Source organism: Aureimonas sp. D3, assembly GCF_001463805.1.
GTDB classification, from domain to species: domain Bacteria; phylum Pseudomonadota; class Alphaproteobacteria; order Rhizobiales; family Rhizobiaceae; genus Aureimonas; species Aureimonas ureilytica_A.
Genome location: NZ_BBWM01000045.1, coordinates 1 through 20,448, shown reverse-complemented (window position 1 = coordinate 20,448; position 20,448 = coordinate 1). Strand labels below are relative to the sequence as shown.

Annotated in this window: 14 protein-coding genes and 1 pseudogene; 6 read left to right on the top strand and 9 right to left on the bottom strand. The window is 69.3% G+C overall.

Annotation, left to right across the window (positions count from 1 at the left end; all coding sequences use genetic code 11):
• Positions 1-4: 4 nt before the first annotated feature.
• The 8 genes from AUL36_RS13040 to AUL36_RS13005 all read right to left on the bottom strand — a co-directional run bounded on the left by AUL36_RS13040 (position 5) and on the right by AUL36_RS13005 (position 8,614).
• On the bottom strand, positions 5-1,276 hold the full coding sequence (locus tag AUL36_RS13040; RefSeq protein ID WP_062221466.1) for a glycosyltransferase: 1,272 nt from the start codon (positions 1,274-1,276) through the stop codon (positions 5-7).
• The gene (locus AUL36_RS13035; RefSeq protein WP_062221464.1) at positions 1,273-1,971 is read right to left on the bottom strand and encodes a class I SAM-dependent methyltransferase; all 699 of its coding nucleotides are present in this window, start codon (positions 1,969-1,971) and stop codon (positions 1,273-1,275) included. The genes AUL36_RS13040 and AUL36_RS13035 overlap by 4 nt, the downstream gene beginning before the upstream one ends.
• Positions 1,968-2,840, bottom strand: coding sequence for a SapC family protein (locus AUL36_RS13030; RefSeq protein ID WP_062221462.1), 873 nt, complete (start codon positions 2,838-2,840; stop codon positions 1,968-1,970). Before AUL36_RS13030 ends, AUL36_RS13035 begins: the two co-directional genes overlap by 4 nt.
• Positions 2,837-3,565, bottom strand: a complete 729-nt coding sequence (locus tag AUL36_RS13025; protein ID WP_062221461.1) for a SapC family protein — start codon at positions 3,563-3,565, stop codon at positions 2,837-2,839. Before AUL36_RS13025 ends, AUL36_RS13030 begins: the two co-directional genes overlap by 4 nt.
• Before the next feature lie 3 nt (positions 3,566-3,568).
• Positions 3,569-4,399, bottom strand: coding sequence for a hypothetical protein (locus AUL36_RS13020; protein WP_062221460.1), 831 nt, complete (start codon positions 4,397-4,399; stop codon positions 3,569-3,571).
• Positions 4,396-5,682 carry a glycosyltransferase gene (locus AUL36_RS13015; RefSeq protein ID WP_062221459.1) on the bottom strand — a complete coding sequence of 429 codons (1,287 nt, stop codon included), beginning with the start codon at positions 5,680-5,682 and terminating at the stop codon, positions 4,396-4,398. Before AUL36_RS13015 ends, AUL36_RS13020 begins: the two co-directional genes overlap by 4 nt.
• Positions 5,679-7,757, bottom strand: a complete 2,079-nt coding sequence (locus tag AUL36_RS13010) for a hypothetical protein (RefSeq protein ID WP_062221458.1) — start codon at positions 7,755-7,757, stop codon at positions 5,679-5,681. The genes AUL36_RS13015 and AUL36_RS13010 overlap by 4 nt, the downstream gene beginning before the upstream one ends.
• Positions 7,758-7,912: 155 nt before the next feature.
• Entirely contained in the window at positions 7,913-8,614 is a 702-nt protein-coding gene (locus AUL36_RS13005) for a hypothetical protein (protein ID WP_062221457.1), read from the bottom strand.
• Here AUL36_RS13005 and AUL36_RS23815 point away from each other — a divergent pair.
• The 4 genes from AUL36_RS23815 (at position 8,570) to AUL36_RS12990 (ending at position 14,649) form a co-directional block, all read left to right on the top strand.
• Positions 8,570-8,950 (top strand): hypothetical protein, encoded by a 381-nt coding sequence (locus AUL36_RS23815; protein WP_156418377.1) that lies wholly within the window; start codon positions 8,570-8,572, stop codon positions 8,948-8,950. The two genes, AUL36_RS13005 and AUL36_RS23815, sit on opposite strands and share 45 nt — an antisense overlap.
• Positions 8,951-9,112: 162 nt before the next feature.
• Positions 9,113-9,982, top strand: coding sequence for a hypothetical protein (locus tag AUL36_RS13000; protein ID WP_062221456.1), 870 nt, complete (start codon positions 9,113-9,115; stop codon positions 9,980-9,982).
• Between the two features lie 59 nt (positions 9,983-10,041).
• Positions 10,042-11,175 carry a calcium-binding protein gene (locus AUL36_RS12995; RefSeq protein ID WP_062221453.1) on the top strand — a complete coding sequence of 378 codons (1,134 nt, stop codon included), beginning with the start codon at positions 10,042-10,044 and terminating at the stop codon, positions 11,173-11,175.
• Positions 11,176-11,454: 279 nt separating this feature from the next.
• Positions 11,455-14,649, top strand: a complete 3,195-nt coding sequence (locus AUL36_RS12990; protein WP_062221451.1) for a tetratricopeptide repeat protein — start codon at positions 11,455-11,457, stop codon at positions 14,647-14,649.
• Here the strand turns inward: AUL36_RS12990 and AUL36_RS12985 are convergent.
• The gene (locus tag AUL36_RS12985; protein WP_062221449.1) at positions 14,637-16,046 is read right to left on the bottom strand and encodes a Hint domain-containing protein; all 1,410 of its coding nucleotides are present in this window, start codon (positions 16,044-16,046) and stop codon (positions 14,637-14,639) included. The genes AUL36_RS12990 and AUL36_RS12985 overlap by 13 nt on opposite strands.
• A 270-nt stretch (positions 16,047-16,316) precedes the next feature.
• On the opposite strand from AUL36_RS12985, the gene AUL36_RS12980 reads away from it, so the two are divergent.
• Both AUL36_RS12980 and AUL36_RS12975 read left to right on the top strand, forming a co-directional pair.
• On the top strand, positions 16,317-18,782 hold the full coding sequence (locus AUL36_RS12980) for a glycosyltransferase family 2 protein (protein WP_156418376.1): 2,466 nt from the start codon (positions 16,317-16,319) through the stop codon (positions 18,780-18,782).
• 52 nt (positions 18,783-18,834) lie between these two features.
• Positions 18,835-20,448, top strand: a pseudogene (locus tag AUL36_RS12975) (hypothetical protein); the annotation flags it as partial.

Below are 20,448 nucleotides of genomic sequence, written 5' to 3'. Positions count from 1 at the left end.
CGGGTCAGCCGCCGGGCCATTGGCCGGGCTGTGGCTCGCCCGCGTCAGGGCGCGCAGGCGGCGCGGAGTCGCCCGTCACCAGCCGAACCAGCCGGGGCAGCGCCACGCGGCGCAGGTCGAAGCGCGCGCGGATCGTCTCGCGCGCGGTGCGCCCCAATGCCGCATAGCGCTCGGGCGTGCGTAGGACCGACAGAAGGGCTTCCGCCAGCGCGTCGGGGGAATGGAAGGGCACGAGAAGTCCGTTCGACCCGTCGATGACGTCGCGCACCGGCGGCGTGTCGGAGGCCACCACGACGCAGCCCGTCGCCATGGCTTCGAGGCAGGACCAAGAGAGAACGAACGGGTAGGTGAGATAGGCGTGGGCGCGTGACACGGCGAGAACCGAGAGATAGTCCTCGTAAAGAAGATGGCCCAGAAAATGCACGCGCTTGAGGTCCAGCCCACCGGCCACCTCGTCCAGAAAAATCTGGTGCCAGGTCTGCCCCCCTGGCGGGCGCGGCCCGTAGGAGACGCCGAAGCCGCCGACGATCACGACATGGGCCTTCGGTCGCTCGGCGAGCACTCTGGGCAGCGCGCGCATCAGGACATGATAGCCGCGCAGCGGTTCGAGATTGCGATTGACGAAGCTGATCACCTCGTCGTCCCGCGTCAGCACCCGCCCGTCCTCCAGCCGGCAGCGGGCGTTGAGCCGGGGCCGCACATGGTCGGTGTCGATCCCTTCATGGGCAACGCGGATGCGGCTGGCGAGTTCGGGCGGAAAGGTGGAGCGCTGCCAGGGCGTGGGAGTCAGCGCCAGATCGGCGTCCGCCAGCGCGAGAAGGGTCATGGCGTTGCGCGCCTGGAGCGCCACCGCGCCGTCGAGGCCGAGGGCGGGAAACTCCGGATCGAAGTTCACGTCCGCGCCCTCGGTCCGGTAGAAATATTCGCAGTAAACGACGATGCGCGCGCCGGGGAAAACGCTGCGCAGCGGCAGCGCCTCGCCCCAGCCGCTATGCACCACCACGATATCGGGCGCAAAGCCCTGCGAGAGAAGCATGGTCGCGACATACAGGACCTGTTCGGCGCGGCGCGACTCCACATCGAAACGCCGCGCGAAGGGATGGGCCGCGCCAGGGCCAAGCGAGGCCATCGAATAGCGATGAAGCGTGACGCCGCGAACGGCGCGCGCGTGCTCCGCGCCGATCGCATGGACGCTGTGCGCCTCGTCCGCCGCCAGATATTCGGCGAGATGGCGGAACTGGGCCGGGAAATTGTTGTGAACGAAGAGGATCTTCATGCCGGGCCGAAGCCGACCCCGCCTTCCTCCTCCGCAGGCCCCAGAAGCTCGGCCTGCTCGCTCTCGGCGAAATCGGCGCGCAGCGCATCGAGCCGGCAACCCGGCATGAGACAGAGCGCCCACAGCGCGTAGCGGCTGCGCGACATGCGCACTTCGGCAAAGCCGCCGGCCAGAACCTGCCGCGCGAGGCTCGCCAGCGTAAAGCCCGTACGATGGGCCATGAAGCCGAAGCCCGCCTCGATCGACGCGCCGTGGCCCCAGAGCATGTCGATCGGCGTGACCGGCCCGGCCGCCGAGCGATAGGCCACCTCGTCGATCCCATGATCCAGAATGAAGCGCGCGACCGCCTCCACATCGGGGCAGGTCACGAGCGCGAACCCGTCCGGCCGCAGGACGCGCGCGAACTCGGCCATCGCGCGCGGCACGTCATGGGCGTGGAGATGCTCCAGATTGTGCGAGGACCAGAGCGCGTCGAAGCTCGCATCCGCCACCGCACCGCGCATGTTCACGATGCTGGCGACGATATCGGGCTGCACCAGCGGCTCGATGTCGAGCCGTACTTCGCGCCAGCCGAGGCCCCGGAACGCGGGATGGAGCTTGCCGGGATGGGCCGGGCCGCAGCCGACATTCAGCACCTGGCGCGGCGCGTCCAACGACCGGGCGGCGAGGTCCGCGATGGAGAACGGCGCGTTCATGCCGCCATCTCCTCATCCTCATCAACAGGCGGGGGCGGCGGCGCGAATTCCGGGCCCAGAACCGCGTCGCCGAGATCGAACAGGTCGCTCGCATCCAGCGCGAAATCCATGGCTTCGAGGCTTGCCAGCATGAAGTCGGTCGGATCGCTGACGATCGCGGCCGGCGCGCGGGCGGTCAGATCCGTGCGCGGCTCGGGCTTGGGCAGGCGCTCGGGTCGCAAGTGCCGGCGCGAGAAGAGAATTGCGCTTGCCAGATCCAGCGGCAGAAAGGACTGGTGCACGAGCGAGGCGGCGGCGGCGTGGCCGAGCGCCATGAAGGCGGCGGAGTCCACCGTCCACTCCTCGCGCGGCTCCCCGCTCTCGCCGGCCAGCGGAACGAGGATGCCGGCAATGCGCAGGAGATCGAGCGCGCGGGTGAGCCGCGCCTTGCCGATGCGCGTCATGTGCAGCGTGTTGCGGATCGCCGTCAGCTCCGGGCCGAGCTGGCCGGTGGTCGCGTCCGGGCAGATCGCCGCCCCTTGCGCACCGATCACGCCGGGATGGGGCAGAATGTCGAGTTCGTCGAGCGGCCTTGCCGCCTCCCGCCCCGACAGGATGAAAGGATAGGTGCGCAGCGCGATCGGGAGATAGCCGAGCAGCCAGCGCCCGTCCGGGTCCATCGCCGGCTTGGGCAGATCGGACGAGGCGACAAGCGCGCAGAGAACCGGCTCGCCATTCTCCAGCCGGACGACCAGCGGCAGGTGATGCGCAGTCAGAAGATATTCGGTGTCGTTGACGCCGACCCAGCCGCCGCGCGTCGCCAGCCGGAAGTCGCGCGGCGCTGCGAAGCGCTGCGCCGCGAAGCTTGCCAGCGGAAGCGCGCCGCTCATGCCGCGACGACCTTGGCCGAGGCCGCTCGCGCCATGGCGAGAAGCTGGCCGGTGCGAAACAGCGACAGGCGATGCAGGCCGAGAAGCTTGGCCGCCGCCACGCCGAACTCTTCCATCACCGGCCCGAAAGCCGGCGTGTCGAAGGATGCGGGCGGGACGACGAGAAGCCCCTGGATGTCGCAGCGCTTACCCCCGCCCAGATCGAAGGCGAGCGGCCAGGGCTCCAGCAGGCCGCGCCGCGCCAAGGCGTTGGAAAGGCCTCGCGTGCGCGCCAGATCGCGCTCGAACAGCTGGAGCGCGCGGATGCGCAGCTCCGCCCCGCGCGACATGCGCCCCTCGACGGTCGCGATCGGCGCGCCGGCATCGCTCGGCTCGTCGGCGACGGCCGTATCGATCATCAGGCGAGGACCGGGCGCGGCGTCAGCACCGCCATCAGGGCGAAGCGTCAGCGGATAGGCTTGCAGAAGCAGCGGCAGCAGCGCCAGCGCGCGCGCCATGCCGGGCGCGAAACCCGTTCCGTCCTCCATCAGCGTTCGCAGCACGACCAGTTCGGCCCCCGTCGCCGTGCGCCGCCAGACGAGCGGGAAGCTCGCCGACAGCCGATCCGCCTCGCCCATCACGACCGGCACGATGCGCGCCATGCGCGGCAGCGGATAGGCGAAGGGCGAGAAGATGCGCAGCGCCATCATCTCGCTGGTCAGGGGACGGGGCGCCTCGGCCAACATGGCTCAAGCCTCCGGCCGGCAGGGCACGAAGGCGATGAAGCGATCGGCCCCGCCGCCGCGCGCCAGCGCCGGGGCGGTGTCGAGATTGAGGATCAGAAGCTCGCGATCGCCGAACCCGTGCTCGATCGGGCTCGCGCCATCCGCCAGAACGCCGTGATGCCCGCCCTCCTCGATCGCCACGGTGCCGCGACGCGGCGACCAAAGGCCGATCACGGGCGGCGCGGCGGGGAAGGTCTCGCGCAGTTCGGCACGGATCGCCGCGAGATCCTCGATCGAACGATTCTCGCGGATTTCCAGCGCCATGGGTTGAAGCAGATGAAGCTCCAGAAGGCCCGCCGCGATCAGCGCCGCCTCGTCGCAGCGCCGGCGCGGCTCCAGATGCGAGAAGGCGGGCGGCAGAATCTGCGTGTGAACGCCGAGCTGCCCGAGCAGGCGCAGCGCGTCATATTGGAGCTGGTCGATCCAGCCGCGCGAGAGCATCCAGGACAAGGATTCCGCGTCACGACCCTGCCGCCGGCGGTCCTCGCCGACGCTCTCGCGCGCCGCCAGACACGCGCGCCCCTGCTTCAGCAGAAAGGCGCTGCCCTCCAGTCTGATATCCAGAAGACGCGCATCGTGCCACGGCTCCAGCGCGACGGGTATGCGAAAACCCACGAACCCGTCACCCAGCCCGGCATCGGCCAGATCCTGCCGGAAGACATCCACCAAGCCGCCGCCGACGCAGGTCTCGTCCACGAAGGCCAGAACTCGCTGGCCGCGCATGGGAATGTCGCGGCTGGCGACCCAGCCCTCGACGCGCACACGCGACACGAAGTCGATATGCCCCTGGATCATCGCGCCTCCACGAGGCGCGTGGCCGCCATGGTGGCGAAGAAGGCGAGATAGCGCTCGGCCATGTCTCGCGCGCTGGAGACATGCGGAATGCCCCGGCGCAGCGTCTCGTGATTGCGCCGGTCGGCCCCGAGCTTGATCGCGCGCAGCAGATCGCTGGCATCGCCCAAGCGGAAATGCAGACCCGACACGCCGTCCGGCACCTTTTCGGCCATGCCCCCGATGCCGGTGCAGATGACAGGAAGGCCGACCGAATAGGCTTCCTGAATGACGACGGGCGAATTCTCCCACCATTTGCTGGGAATGACGAGATAGTCGCATTCCGACATGAGCCGGTGCACGGAGGCGTTGTTATAGGCCCCGGCATAGGTCAGGAACGGATAGGCCTTCAGCGCCGCCTCGAAGCGCTCGGTGAAACCCTGCGACTGGCCGACGAGATTGCCATGGATGCGCAGGCGCACCTTGCGGGCCAGGTCGGCATCCTTCGCGATCAGATCGGCGGCGTCCAGAATGACGTCGACGCCCTTGAACGGCGTGATCTGGCCGAAGAAGCCGAAGACCCAGGCCCCCTCGCCGCGCTCCGCGCGCGAGGTTTCCGGCGGGCTCAGGAGGCCGTTTTCGATCACGGTCGTGCGGTCCGCGCCCAAGCCCCATTCGATGAAGCGCTCGGCCAGAAAGCGGCTCGGCGAAACGAACCCGTCAAACGCGCCGAACCCGTCCAGCATCGTTTCCTTGCGCAGGGCGAAGCGGCTGCGGCTTTCGCTAGGGAAGCAGGACAGGCAGTCTTCCGCGCGGGCGCGCTCGCAGAGGATTTGCGCGGGGCGCGTCACCATCTGCCCGTGATTGTGGCAGATGGCGAGGAATTCGTGGATCGTCAGGAATGTCAGCATCTCGGGCAGGCGCTGCGCGGCGCGCAGCGTGTTCAGCCCGATATTGTAGAAATGGTGGAAATTGATGAGCCCGATGCGCTGCTCGGCGAGGATCGCCAGAAGATCGTCTTCCACTCCGAGCGGCGCGAGATGATAGAAATGGTCGTAGCGCGCAGCGTCGCGAAACAGCGCGAACTCACTGTCGCTGCCGAGCGCCAGCTTGCCCCGGTCGCTTTCGGCGCAGGCCCCGATATAGATGGCGTCGATGCCGATCTCGCGCAGGCCGCGATACAGCGCATAGGCCGAGATTTCCGCGCCGCCCTTGGAGAGCGAGGGATGGCTGTGGGAGACGATCGCCATCCGCTTGGGCAGAAGCGCCTGATCGAAGCCCATATGGCGCGTCGAACCGAGCTTCATCGCGCCGCCCCCTTCAACACGTCACCATCGATGAGATCGGCCAGACGCGAGGCGCGAGGCCGCTCCAGCCGGATGGCTCCGCCGGGCACGATCCGGTCGAACGCGGCATGATCGGGCAGCGCGCCCGTGCCATGCGTGCCGCGCAGGAAGCGCGGGGCCGTGCGGCTCCATTCGATGAGGGCCGGCGTGCTCCAGCCAAAGCAGGCGGCGGCAAGCGAGCCGTCCACGCGATCCGGCCGGCCTTCGTCATCAACGATCTCGAACCGATCGAGAAAATGGCCGCGCCGCTCCAGACTGCGGATCGCGCCGGCCCAGCCCTCATTCGTCAGCACCAGACCCCGGCCGACATGCACGAAACGGCCCGCGCCGAGCCGCGCGAGCAGCCAGGGGAGTTCGGCCATGATCTCGTCGGGATGGGCGACGGCGAAGAGCGACAGCGGCGCGCGGGCGCGCTCGCGCAATTCTTCGAAGCGCAGAAGCGCCTCGGCCCGCAGGCGTCCGGTATCGGCCACGAAGGCCAAACCCACGCCCTCTGGCAGGTCGCGCAGCCTGCGGGCCGCGCGGTCGAAGACGAGGCGCAGGCTCGCATCCTCGCCGGGCAGGCGGATCACCACGACGCGCTCGGCCGGGGCGAGCGACAGCACCATGGGCTCGCGCCATTCCGCGCGCAGCGTCGTCTGAACCGCCGAGAGAAGCGCGGGATAGGAGGGCTCGAAGCGCAGCGAGGGAAAGAGCGACAGAACCTCGTCGCCGTCCGAGACGAGATCGACGCGGCGCGGCGCCTTGGCATCGACCCGCAGCACCGCCGAGGTTCCATCCTCCAGAACGACGCGCAGAAGCGGCGTGGAGGCTGCGCCGACTGGCAAGGCCCCGCGGAAGATCGCGGCAAAGCCGGCGCGGGCGGTGATGGACGGCGCAGCGCCGAAGACGGCCTGGAGATCGGCGCGCGGACGGAACGATGTCGAGGGCTCGTCGGCGGTCAGCACCGTGTCGCCGATTTTCAGATGAAAGGTCTCGACGCGCTTGGCGGGGCTGACGGCCCAGCCCTCGGCCAGCGCGCCGAAACCGGGGATCAGCAGGAGGCGATCGACGCCGCCTTCCACGAAGGTGCCGCCGGCCGACGCCGCCCCGGGCAGCCAGTTGGCAACGGAGGCGAGAACCGCGCCCATCGCATCGCCCTGCCCGCCCACGAGCGCGGGCTGGAGCTGGGCATAGGCGGCGGTGAAGGCTTCGGCGCGCACGAGGCGGGTCTGGGGCGTCAGGCGCAGATGGAACTGGCCGTTGCGCCCGGCATAGACGAAACCGTCCTTGAACTGCGACGGCGGCGTCCAGCCGGTTTCCATCAGGCCTACGACGCCGACGCAATTGGCCGAGAGGTCGGACCGCTCGTAGGGCGCGATGGCGATGCCGGCCGGAAACTTCAGCCGGTCGGCGATGAGCGCGGGAAACTCCGTTTCCACGCCCCGCTTGGTCCAGCCGATGAACCAGACCTGCCCCTCAGACGAGAGATGAACGAGATCGATCTGCCCGATTTCGCCGTCGGACAAAGGGCGCAGCGCACGCTCGCGCAGCGGCTCGGCCTCCAGCCTGAGCGCCCGCAGCTGCGCCAGCAGCCGCTCGCCCTTGGGAAGCGGCGCTTCGCGGCGGCCGAGATCGGAAAGGATGGCGTCCCGCCAGAGGGACACGAGTTCGCCAACGGTCGGCGCGCGGCCAGAGGGCGGCAGGAGCATGATGTCCGTGCCCGCCACGCGCACGCCGACCTGCCGGTCCCGCCGATGGCTCGCCAGCTTGGCAAGGCGCCCGAACACGGACGGATCGAAGCGAAAGCCCGACCGGGCGCTGCCGGTGAGGTGCATGTCGATGTCGGGCCGCGCGAGGCCCGTGGCGCCGAGCGCCAGGACATCGCCTCCGACCGTCAACTCCAGCTCAAGGGGCACGGCCGGGCTGTCGATGGCCACCGCCCATCCCTCGATGCCCCCGGTGGGATCGAACCGATCGATCCGCCCACGCCACGCGCCGCCCAGCGAGGGCGACAGCTCCGGCGAGGCAAAGAGGGGGGGCGCAAGGGTCAGCATGGCGTTCCAGAAGGACGGGCCAGCGGCAAGGCCGGCCCCGGCGGACTAGAGCATTTTCGTGCGAAAGCCCGGTCGGCTTTCACGGGGCGTATGAGACGGACAGGCCGTCGTGGCGGAACGAGCGAGAGAATGCTCGTCCGTTCCGCTTCAAGACGTCACGAGATCGCCGGCGCAGCCGAGATCGCCAGCACGCGGCCGCCGGGGGGCACCACGAGTTCGGCCGAGGCGCGAATGTCGATCACCACGAGGTTTTCATGGGTCAGCGCGTAATCGGCCATGGTGCCCTGCGGCGCGGTTTCGCCGGGGGCTGCCGACACATGCGTGCCCTCCATCACGCGCAACCGCGCGCGATCGGTGGAATAGAGTGCCAGAAGCGGCACGGCGTCGGAGTGGGCGGCGAGACGGCGCAGTTCCGCCTGAAGCGCCTCGCCGGTTGTGAGCTGGACCTCTTCGAGTTGGGCGTCGAGGCCGAGATAGCTTTCCATGAGCTGCGTGGCGACGGCGAGCGGCTTGTCCACCACCAGCGTTTCCTCGCCCGGCACCCGGCGCGCGAGGCCGCGCTCATAGGCCCCGAAGGACCAGAGAATGCGCAGGAAGTCGAAATCCGACTGCGGCAGACGCCCGTGCTTGAGCGCCCATTTCAGTCCGGCGAGACGCTTGCGCACCTCGGCGCGGTCGAGACGGGTGTCGACCTGATCCGGCGTGGCGATCGACGCCCCGGCCTGGAGCAGAACCGCGTCGCTGCCTTCCAGCTTGATGAAGACCGAGCCTTCCGTACCCGGCGCGACGGAGATCGGAAAGCTGAACCCAAGATGACCGTCGCCGATGCCGGCATCGGCCAGATCGGCGCGGAACATGTTCACTTTTCCGGCACCGATACAAACATCGTCCCGGAAGGCGAGAATGGTGCGGTCGCGAATACGACCGTCTTCGGAGAAGATCCACCCTTGGATGGTATCACCGGTAACGGATTCTATACTGCCCCTGATCATCTCAGCCATGTCTCGCCTGTCGATAATGCCTCAAATTACTCCAAGGTTCTTACGCTTCCGTATACATTACCGCAGATCACGATGTCGGATTGCAAACTCAAGTTACAGGCCGACATCGGCGGTACAGTCCCGAGGGCGGCAGGCGGCACCTACGCGACTGACGGCCCTGCCGAGCATCGGCCGCACGCTTACAGTCAATAATTCGTAGATATTAGAGAATTTTAACAATAACGAATTGCAATACAAGGCTTTGTTGAGACTGTTTTTATGAAAGGTCTCGCTGGAAAGGTGCAGTTATTTTATCGCCTCCATTGTAACCGTGATCAGGTCCTTTCAGGATCACAGACGTAAGAGGCGGCGGAGATGAGCGAACGGGAGCGCAAGGCAGTTGTGAAGGTGACGCGCGGGCTGCATTCGCTCGTGTATCGCTTCGACCCCGCCTATGCGCTGGGCCTGTCGGTTCCCCCGGTTGCCTGCGTGGAAGCCGCTTCGGAAGGTCTGTTTCTCGTATCCGCTCCCGGCGAGGAGTTCGGTGTTCTGGCCGAGCCCGGCAAGGGGCTCGTGGTTCTGGCCGAACAGGACGGAACCCTGCATCTCACCATTCGCGCCGGCGAGGAGAATGGCAGCCTTCAGGCCGCGCTGGAGCTGACGCGAATCGAGGCCCCTCGCCTGTCCGTCGCCGCTCCGGCCGGACGTCAGCGCGCGCCGCTGGCCAGTGGCGCGACGGAATTTCTGATCCGCGCCCATGTTTCGCTGCGGGGCGATCTGTCGGCCCCGCGCGGCGAGTGGCTGTGCGGGCCCGCATTGCCCGGCCGCGTCGAAGGCCTCGAAATTCGCGGCGTCGGCGCCGATTGCCCGGTCGAATATCAGGTGGCGACCGGCGGGCGCACGGGCGGCTGGTCGAACTGGATCGCGGCCGGCACCTATGCGGGCTCGCGCGGCAAGGCGCTGCCGCTGATCGGCCTGCGCCTGCGCCTGACCGACGCCGCCCCCGCCGATCTCGTCTTGCGCGGCGAAGCTCTGTTTCTCGGCGGCTCGCCCGTGTCGCGCTCCGGCCGCGAGGTCGAATTCACCGGCCCCACACCGCTCGATCCGCTGGTCGGCCTCAAGCTGGACATGGCGCTCGGCTCGCAGGACGCGCGCGCCACCGGCCTGCTCGGCCAACAGGACAACCGGCCGGGCAACCGGCTGCGCGTGTTCCGACGCGACACGCCCGAAATCGGCGCGGCCTAATGCCCGCCCGCTTCCTCTAGAACGAAAGGCTCAGCTGACGGTTCTCCGAAGCGCACCCCATGGCCGAGATATATAGCAGCTCCGAATCGGACGCTCTCCACTCTCTGTCGCAGGGAGCGCTCGATCACATCGACCACGTTCTGTCCGGCCTCGGCCTGTCGGGGACGCATGACGTCGCGATCCAGGCGACCGGAACGGACAGCGTCACGGCCGATCCGGGCGACGCGGCCATCATCGTCACGTCCGCGCCCACGCATGACGTCGCGGTGGACGACGGCGGACATGGCGTGTCCGTCATCCTGTCGGACAGCGGCTCCGTGCATCTGACGGGCCTTGGCAACGACACGGTGTTCGGCGCGGACGGGGCGGACACGATCACGGCCGGCTCGAGCGACGCCACGATCTACGGCGGGGCGGGCGATGACAGCCTGTCGGGCGGAAGCGCGGGCGGCAATCACGCGCTCTATGGCGGCGCGGGCCATGACACGCTTCTGGGCGGCGATGGCATGGACACGCTCTGGTCCGGCACGGACGGCTCCTATCTCCAAGGCGGGGCGCATGGCCATACCGAGATTCACGCGGGCGGCGGGGGCGACACGATCCGCTCCACCGGCGAGGCCGATACGCTCTACGGCGGCCATGCCTCGATCGAAGTCCATGGCGACCACACGATGGTCTACGCCAATGGCGACACGATCAGCGCCCATGGGGCCTTCGATACGGTGGACGGTTCGGGGTCGCAGCACGCGATGCGGGTCGACAGTTACGGCGAACACTCCACCATTCTGGGCGGCGCGGGCGACGACACGATCATGCTGCATGACGCACCGGGCGGCTATGCCGTGGGCGGAGACGGCAATGATTCGATCATCGGCTCCACCGGCGGCCACGCGACGCTCTCGGGCGGGGCGGGCGACGACTACCTGATGGCCTATGGTGTCGGCGACAGCGTGATGGGCGGCGACGGCTCGGACTATTTCCAGATCGTCCATTACGGCGTCGGGCACGACACGCTGGACGGCGGGGCCGGCAACGATGTGGTGAACTTTCAGGACCGCCATTTCTCGGACGCTCATATCACGGAGGGCGATCACTCGACCGTCGTCTCCTTCTCCGATGGCTACACGGCGACCGTCTCGCATGTCGAACAGCTCCGCTTCTCCGACACGGTGTATAACGTCACGAATATTTGAACTGATCTTCGTGTCTCCAAGATTTCGCCAAGCCGTTCCGTCCGCCCTCGTCCATCCTGCGGCGGCATCGCTTCTGTCAGGCCACGCGTCACATCGACGGCGCTCCATCCCTCGCGCCAGCGCGGCGGTTCCCGCCGGCCGTCGACGCTGACGCCGGCAGTTCGATGGGTGAAGCCGTTCCGTCCGTCCCCGTTGCCGATGCCGGCTCGATCAGAAGGTTTCAACCTTTCGCGCGGCATGATGGGGTTCGATCCCCCAGCAGAGCCCATCGACAGAGCCATGAGCGAGACCGCCGCCCCGACCTTCGACGAGTTGCGAGCCAGAGCTCTCGCGGCACGCGCGGCCGGGCGGCATCATGAAGCGCTGGAAGCGTTCGCTCGCGCCGCTGACTTGCGCCCCGCCGATCTCTGGACCCGCAACGACATCGCGCTGACATATCTGGCGCTGGGCGAGTTGATGGAGGCCGACGCTCTCGCCTCCGCCATGGCCCGCGAGCATCCCGCCTTCGCGCCCGCTTGCCGGACGCTGGCGCTGACGCATCGCGCCAAAGGCGATCACGAAGCGGCGCTTGCCGCCTTTCGCGAGGCGGCCCGGCGCGACCCGCGCGACCTCTGGAACCTGCACGATGCGGCGTCCAGCCTGCGCGTTCTCGGCCGGATGGATGAGGCGGAGGCTGCCTTGCGCGATCTCCTGCGCGCGACCCCGCTCGCGCATTCGCTGCGCGCGCTGGGCGAAATCGCGCGCGAAAAAGGAGCGGGCGACGAGGCCCTCATCTCGTTTCAGGCCGCGAGCCTTCTGCAACCCGCTGATCCCTGGTTCGCGCTCGACGCGGCGCGCCAGGCCGCGATGCTGGGCGAGATCGGAAAGGCCGAAGCGACGCTGGATCGTTTGACCCACGAGCGTCCCGGCTTCGCCCCGGCCGCCTTGGAACGCGCCCGCCTTGCCAAGACGCCGGCCGCCATGGCGGCGGCACGCGATGGTCTGGATCGGGCACTCGCCTTGTCTCCCGGCAACGAGGCGCTGGCCCTCGCGCTCGCCGATCTCCTGTGCCGCGCCGGGCAGCCGGAGGAGGCCGAAACGGCTCTGGCCCGTTTCATGTCGCGCCATCCCGGCAGCGCTCCACTCCTGCGCGCATTGGCCCGCGCCGCGCGCGAGCGGGGCGACCGTGAGATGGCCTATGCGCATTTGAAGGCGGCGCTGGCGCTCGCGCCCGATGACTGTCCTCTGCGGCTCGAATGGATCATGGCGCTGCGCGCACGCGGCGAGGCCGGCGAGGCCACCGGCCAACTGGAAGCCCTCTGCGCGGACGCCGCGCCCCCGGTAGAGGCGTTGCTGGAACTTCATCGCCTGCGCCTGCGCCGCGACGGCCCCGAGGCGGCCCGCGCGCTGCTGGAGCGCGCTCGGGGACTCGACCCCGCGCATCCGCGCACGCTTCTGCTTCTGGGCGACGACCGGCGGGCGGAGGGGCAACACGCGAAAGCTGCCGCCCTCTACCGCGAGGCGCTGGAGCGACGGCCGGGCTTTTCCTGGGCGCTGATCGGCCTTGCCGCCATCGCGCGGTCGGAGGGGCGGCCAGACAAGGCGCATGATCTCCTGCGCGCGGCGGCCGAAGCCGAGCCTCTGGAGGGTCAAGCGCAGATCGAGGCGGCCGCGCTATGCCGCGATACGGGCGATTTTCCGCAGGCGCGCGACTGGCTCGCCCGCGTCCCCGCGACCTCGCCGCGCCGCGCCGAGGCGGATATGGGGCAAGCGCTGATCCTGCGCGCCGAAGGACGCTGGGGGGACGCGGCCGAAGCCTTCGAGACGGTCGCGCATCATTTCCCCGACCGGGTGGAAGCCTTGGCGGACGCCGAAGCCGACTGGTTGCGCGCCGGCGAGAACGCCCGCGCCGACGCCGCCCTCGCCCGGCTGGCTCTCGCTGCGCCCGATCATCCCGCCCTCCGGGAAGCCCAGGCGCGCCGGGCCTTGATCGCGGACGATGTGGCCGGCGCGCTCCGCTTGTTCGAACAAGCGCTCGCTCTCGACCCCGCGCGGCTCGGCGCTTGGCTTGGCGCGGTCCGCGCGCGGGCGCTTCTGGGCGATCTGCCCGGCGCGCTGGCGCAGCTTGCGGAGATCGATCGCCGCTTTGCGCCGCGCCCGGAAAGCGCCGCGCTGCAGGCCGATCTTCTGCGCCAAACCGGTCGCCTGGCAGAGGCCGAGGCCGCGCTGGAGGAGGGGCGACGCCGGCATCCCCACCATGCAGCCCTTTGGCAGCAGCGCACCATCGCGCACATTGAGGCGGGGGCTCTCGATGCGGTGGAGGCCAGCCTTGCCGATCCGCCGGCGGGCGGGCGCACCGAGGCCGGACGCCTTGCTTTCGTGCGCTCGATGCTCCAGACCGCGCGCTGGGATTTCGATGCGGCCATGCGCGAAGGCGAGGTGGCGCTCCGGCACATGCCGGGCGATGGCTGGGTGCGAAACCGGCTGATCCATGCCGCGCTTCTGGGGCTCGATGTCGAGCGCGCCGGGCATCATCTGAAAGACCTTGCCCGGCTGGAAGCCGCCAGCAGTCGCCTCAAGGGCAAGTCGGCCAATGCCTCGCAAAGCCATTACGGCCAGCTTCATGACGATTTTCGCATGGACGGCGAGGCCTTGGGCGAACTTCGGAGCGCGTGCGCCCTGGCCGAACCCGAGGCTCGCTTGGAGGCCCTGCGCGCCTCGGTTCTGGCTTACCCCGACAGCACGATCGCGGCGCTGCAATGGCTGATCGAACTGCGCCGGCAGGGCGTGCATCCGATGCTGAGCGACTTGGCGAGCGACGAGGCACCCGGCCCGATCCCGCGCCGATTGCACCAGTTCTGGGATGACGGCGATCCGCCCGATGACGTGAAAGCCTATGGCGACACTTGGCGGTCGATCAACGAGAGCTTCCGCTATCGGCTCTGGAGCGGAGGCGAGGCCGAAGCCTTCTTAAGCGACCATGGCTTCGCCGACGCGCTCTCCGCCTTCCGCCGTGCGCGCGAGCCCGCGATGAAGGCCGATCTCTTCCGCCTCGCGCTGCTCCTCGACGAAGGCGGCATCTATGTCGACGCGGACGATCGATGCCTGCGTCCCATCGCCCCCCTCCTGTCGGGGCCGGCCGGTTTCGTCGCCTATCAGGAAGACCTGGGTTCGCTCGGCAACAATTGGATCGCCGCCGTACCAGGCCATCCGCTACTCGCGCTGGCTCTGGACCTCGCCTGCCGGGCGGTGAACCGGGGCGATGGGGACATTCTCTGGCTGTCCACCGGGCCGGGTCTTCTGTCGCGCGCCGCCGCTCATCTTATGGCGAGCCGGCCTGCGGAGGTCTCCGATCTCCGGGTGGTCAGCCGCCACACGCTGTCGCGCTTTGCCGCGATCCATTGCCTGACGGCCTATAAATCCACCGAGCGGCATTGGAGCCGTACGGCGTTCGGCCGCGCGCGCTCACCCGCAAAAGCGCCTCAGGCCGCCTGACGCGGCCTGTCCTCGACTTCGAGGGCGGCCGCCCAGAGCGACAGGCGGCGGCGCAGAGCCATCGGAATCTGGCGTGCGGCCTTGACGCGCGGCCAGTCCATCTCGGCGGCAGGCAGGCGACCGGCAAGGGCCGCATCGCGCTCATGCGCATTGTCGAAGCCGAGGCGCTCGGGATTGTCCACGAAGGTCTCGGCCGGCGCGCCCTCGGCCAGAACCAGCGCGTGGCGCTCCAGCTCGATGTGGAGATAATCGATCAGCATAGGCAGATCGCTCTGGCGCGTGATCGCGTGGCCATCCACCAAGGCACCCGCATGGATCAGGAGCCCGTCCAGCGCCAGCGCATGGTCGGGCGAGACGTAAAGATCGCGCTCCGGGCCATGAGGCCCAAGCGCGCCCGCGCGAATGCGGATGGGGTGGACCTTCAGCCAGTCGCCCGCGTCGGCACGCAGTCTTTGCCGGCCGATCCAGAGCACGGGCAGGCTCGCGCCGTCCACCGTCCGCACGAGATCGCCGGGCTGAAGGCTCTCGATCAGGCGCGGTCCTTGCGGTGTCGCGATCCGGGTTCCCGGCCGGAAGCAGACCGGCGAGGTCGGAGTGCCGAGCGGATCGGCATTGGCTCCGCTGCCGCTGGAGCCGATGCCGGATTTGTCGCCGCCCGCGGTGCCCGACGATGTGGAAGAGCCAGGCGAAGCGTCGCCGTTGGAGGATGTCCCGTTGGCCGACGTCTGCGACGCACCCGAACCGCTATCGGTGGAATTGCCACTGGTGGCATCCGTCGCCGCCTGGTTGGCCGCGTCGCTGCTGGCGCTACCGGACGACGACTTACCATCGTCACCGCCGCCCGATGTGCCGTCCCCCGAACCGCTGCCGCCATCTGCCGAGGAAGCCGCGGCCGCTCCAGCGTCACCGCCAGAGGCTCCCGCGCCTTCGCCGCCACCACCGCCTTCCGAGCGCCCTTCGGATCGGCTCGATGACGACGCCCCGGAGCGCATCGCGCCCCCCACCATTCCGCCGGCCGCAGGCGCGCCGCCAGATCCCGCGCTGGCGGAAGCGGCCGCGGCCTTGACGCCGGCGGCCTGCGCGGCGGGGCCCGCCTGACCCATATGGCCGGAGGAACTATCGATCCCGCTCTGGGAATCCTGCGATCCGGATGTGTCGCTCGTCCCGTTGCCCTTGCCGCCGTCGGACCCCGAGCCGGTTGAGGATTTGCCGCTCGCGGCCGAAGCCGGGCCGGACGAGGCGGTGAGACCGATGCCAGCCGTGGTGGCCATGGAGCCTGCGGCAACGAGCGTCGCGCCGGCGGCGGCCGAAGCCGAAGCCGCACCGGCCCCTGCGCCCGCGCCCGCGCCCCCGTTCTGGCCGGAGCTACCGGGTTCGTTGTCGTCTCTCTCGCTCATGGACGCAGCTCCGCCGGGGCTTCTGGTCGGTCAGGATGCCGCCGGCCGGGCGCGCAAAGCAAGGCAAAGCACGAAACAGAGCAAGCAAAGCGTGAACGCTGACTGGTGGATGTAGGGTCTTCGAGGGCCAACTCGCCATCACAACGAACCAAGCGTGCGGTGGGAAAGGAGCAAGCGTAGAAGAATTCAGGTCGCCTGATCGAAAACGGCGCGCACATGCCAGCGCGCATCATCAGGCTTCGGAAAGAGAAGCCGGGCATAATGCCGGGCATGTCGCAGCCTGCTTCCATCATGGCCCCCCTCGATCTATCGGGCCCCGCCCTTCTGGCGGGCACGCCCGGCCATGAGGACGCGCTGGTGCTGGGCGCGACGCGGCTTCTGGCGGCGGGCCGGCCTGAGGACGCGTTCCTCCTGGCGGATCGAGCCTGTCGCCTGTCATCCCCCCCGCCTGCCCCGTCGCTCGCGCTGCGCGCCCTGTCGCTCTGGCGCATGGGCGAGAAGACCGAGGCGGTGGCCGATCTCAGCCGGGCGTTGGCGGGCGATCCCGGTGATCCCGTGGTGGCGCGCGCCGCGCTGCAATTGAGCGCGGGCGGGGCCGAGATGCCGGATCCCTGCGATCTCCTCGTCCAGACCGTCCAAGCGCATGACCTCCTGCGCATGAGCGTCGCGCGGCTCCTGGCCTCCGGCCGCCCCGCGCTGGCGCGTCTCGACGTGATGGATCGGCGGCTGACGGGCTGGTTGGTCTGGGCGGGCAATGCCGCCTCGGTCGAGCTGTCGCTGGAAGGGTCGGGCGAACGCACGTTGGCGGCGCAGCCGGATTTCCCGCTGGCTCCGCCCGGTGCTCGGGGCGCCTTCATCGACCTTGCCCTGTCGTGTGAGGTCCATCGCTGGACGCTCGGACTGCCCGGCGAGGCGGAGCCGCTGGCATCCGGTGCACTCTGGCCGCGTTCGAGCGCTGCCATCTCGCCGGTTGAGGGTCGTGTGCCCGACCTCGTTCCCGAGCGGCGTCCCATCACCATTCTCGTTCCCGTTTTCGAGGATTTCGAGGCGACGCAGGATTGCCTGCGCGCGGCGGTGGCGGCCAAGGGCGAGAGCGTGCGCGTGCTCGTGGTGGACGACGCCTCGCCCAACCGCCGCCTCAAGCTGCTTCTCGACGCGCTGGCCGCGCGCGGCCTGATCGATCTCCTGCGCAACGAGGCCAATCTCGGCTTTGCCGGTGCCGTGAACCGAGGGCTCGCCAGCCTGTCCGGCGAGGATGTGCTGCTTCTCAACAGCGACGCCGTGCTGCCGCCCGGCGCGCTCCCGCGCCTCGCCGACATCGCCTATGGCGAGCCCGATATCGGCACGGTGTCGCCTCTCTCCAACCAAGGCGAGCTGGCGAGTTTCCCATCGCGCGCGGACAAGGCCCCGCTGCCGACGCCCGACGAGGCCCGGCGGATCGACGCGCTCGCCGCCACGCTCCAGACGGGAGCGGCGGTGGACATGCCGGCCGGTTCGGGCTTTTGCCTGTTCCTGCGCCATGACGCGCTGGCGGCGGTCGGGCTGCTTTCGACGCTCTATGGGCGCGGCTATTTCGAGGATCTGGACCTGTGCCTGCGCGTGCGCGCCAAAGGGTTCCGAAACGTTGCCGCCCCCGGCCTCTTCGTCCCGCATGGCGGCTCGCGCTCCTTCAGCGACAGCCGTACCGCTCTTGTTTCCCGCAATCGCCGTCTCGCCGCCAAGCGCCACCCTCATCACCGCGACGAGGCGGAGGGCTTTGCCGCAGCCGATCCGCTGCGCCCGTTTCGATCGCGCCTCGAGGCCGCGCTCGCGCCCCCGGCGGGCGGGCGGCTCGTCGTGTTCGGGCGCGGCGACCCGGCGGCAGAAGAGCATCTGTTTCGCCTGTCCCGTCGTTCGACGCGCTGGCTCGCGTTGGAGTGGCGGCAGAGCGGCGGCGCGTTGCATCTGGCCTTCCGCGCGGACGATCCGACGGCGCTGCCCCAATCGCTCGACTTCACGGATAAAGATGAATGGCGCGCCTATCTCGGCGCGCTGCGCCCGGCCTCGATCGATCTCGTCGGCCCGCCACCCCCTGAGCCCCTGTTCGAAGCGCTGACCGTCCGGCGCGCGCCGATCGACTGGCTGCTGGAGGGCCCCGGCGCGCCCGCACTCGTCGCGCCGTTTCAGGCCGCCAAACGCACCTTCTGGCGACGGCTTCAGACGGCCGACGAGGGGACGCATCGCCTCCTGTCCGAGACCGTGCGGATCGCGCCGCAGAAGCTTGCCGGCAAGATTGAGCGCGATCGCCAGCCGAGGCCGGTCACCCGCCCGACGCTCGGCGTCCTTCTGCCGACGCCCGGTTTGCGCGAACAGACCTTTCTGCGCGCGCTCTCGGTAGCCTTCAGATCCGAAATACCTGAGGGCTTGATCCTGGGTCTTGGCCGGGCGCTGGACGAGGATGCTTTGTTCGGCCTCGGCAATGTCTTCACGAGCGGCCCCGTGCGCGCGGCCGATATCACCTTGCGCGCGGCCCAGTTCGGCCTTTCTGCCCTCGCCCTTCCCCCCATCGCCGGCGGCCACGCCCTGTTCGAGCGTCTGCGCGCGGAAACCGGCCTTCCCGCCGCCTTTGTCGATCCGGCCGCGCGCCGTCTTGCGCCCGCGCCCCATCACTTCATGGACCCGACCGCCCGTGACCGAGACATCGCAAACGCCCTCGTCGATTGGTTCGCTGATTGCCTCCCGCCGCCGCCGGCGTGACGACGCGCCGGGACGTGTGTCTGCTGCCGACACATCGCTACGGGTGCGTTTCGTGCGCAGCAGCGAAACGGTTCTGGAAGGCTATGTGATCGATCCCGTCGATCCCGAGCGCCGGCTCGCCGTGGAGCTTCTTCTCGACGGATACCCTGCGCAGCTCATGCGCGCGCAGCTTTTTGACCGGGAGGCGCTGGCGCTGGGTTTAGGCGATGGGTGCCATGGCTTTCGCTTCGTGCTCGAAGCCGGGGCATTGGCTGGTCTCGGGCGCGCCGAACTGCGCCTTGCCAATCTCGACATCGCCCTGGGCGAGCCCATCGACCTCCGCGCCGCGACAGGCTTTGCCCCCAGCGGCGCGCCATCAGCCGGTGCGCAATGGGACGGCGGTCTCACGTTGAGCGGTTGGCTCGACATCGGCTCCGCCTCCGCAGCGCCCCGCCATGTCGAAGCCGTGGTGGATGGGGCGGTGGTTGCACGCACCGTGGCCGATCGCTGGCGCAAGGTGACAGCTGGCAACGCCGCGCGCCCCGTCGCGGGCTTCCGCCTCACCCTGCCGCGCTCGCTCGCCGATGGCCGTCCGCGCGATGTGGAGCTTCTGGCGGATGGCCGGCCGTTGCCGGTCGGGCCGCTGACGCTTCTGGCCTTTCCGGACGGGCTGGCGGCCGATCTGAAAGCGCGTGCGGAATACGAGCAGGATGTGCCGCGCGGCGCGTTGTTCGACGCGATTTTGCCCGATCACGTGCCCTTCTCCCAGTTTGAGGATTGGGACCGCCGCTTTCCGCTGGTCCCGGTGTCCGAACCCGGCAACAGCCGTGTCGCCGTGCTGGTGGTTGGGGCAGGGGATGGTGAGGCGAGTCTTGCCGCGCTGGGGGATCATCCCGGCGGGCCGATGGCGATTCTGGCGCCTTTCGAGGCCAGTGGCGGCTTCGACCCGGCCGCCGCGCGGCTCTTCTTGGAAACGGAAGCGGCCGATTGCGACGCCATTCTCTGGCTGCGGGCCGGCGCGCGGCTGCGGGCGGGCGCGCTGTCCCGCTGGCAGGCCGCGCTGGAGGCCGATCCTGCGGCCAGCCTTTGCTATGGCGATCTTCTCCTTCAGGCCGAAGACGGAACGCTCCAGCCCTTGGCCCTGCCGGCCTTCGACTATGAACGCGCTCTCGAACAATCGCTGTTCGAGACGGCCTTCCTGATGCGGCGGGACGAGGCGATGGACGCGCTCGCACGCGGCGTCGCGCATCTCCATCGCCTGTTTCTGGCACCGGTCGAGGCGGGGCAGCATCGGCTCGGGCGATTTCTCCATGTGCCGGGCTTCGCCGCTATCTGTCCCATCCCGCCCCCCAGAGCCGAGGCCGAAACGCTGGCGGCGAGCGTCTCGGCGCATCTGGCCGCGCGCGGCGTCGTGGCCGATCTTCGCCCGCGACCAGCCATGACGCTTCCGGCTCTGCGCGTCCGGCGCAAGGCGGCGCCCTCGACGATCGCGCTGATCCTTGATGCGGACGACCCCAGCCTGCCGCTTCGCGAGGCCGGCGAGGCGCTGCGGCCGGCAAGACGTGCAGGCGATGTCCAGCTGTTCGTGAGTGCTGGCATTCTCGACCCGTCTCTGCGCGAAGCGTTGCGATTGGACGGGATCGAGCTTCTGCAATCGAGCGGCGGGCGCTCGCGCGCCGCGCGGCTC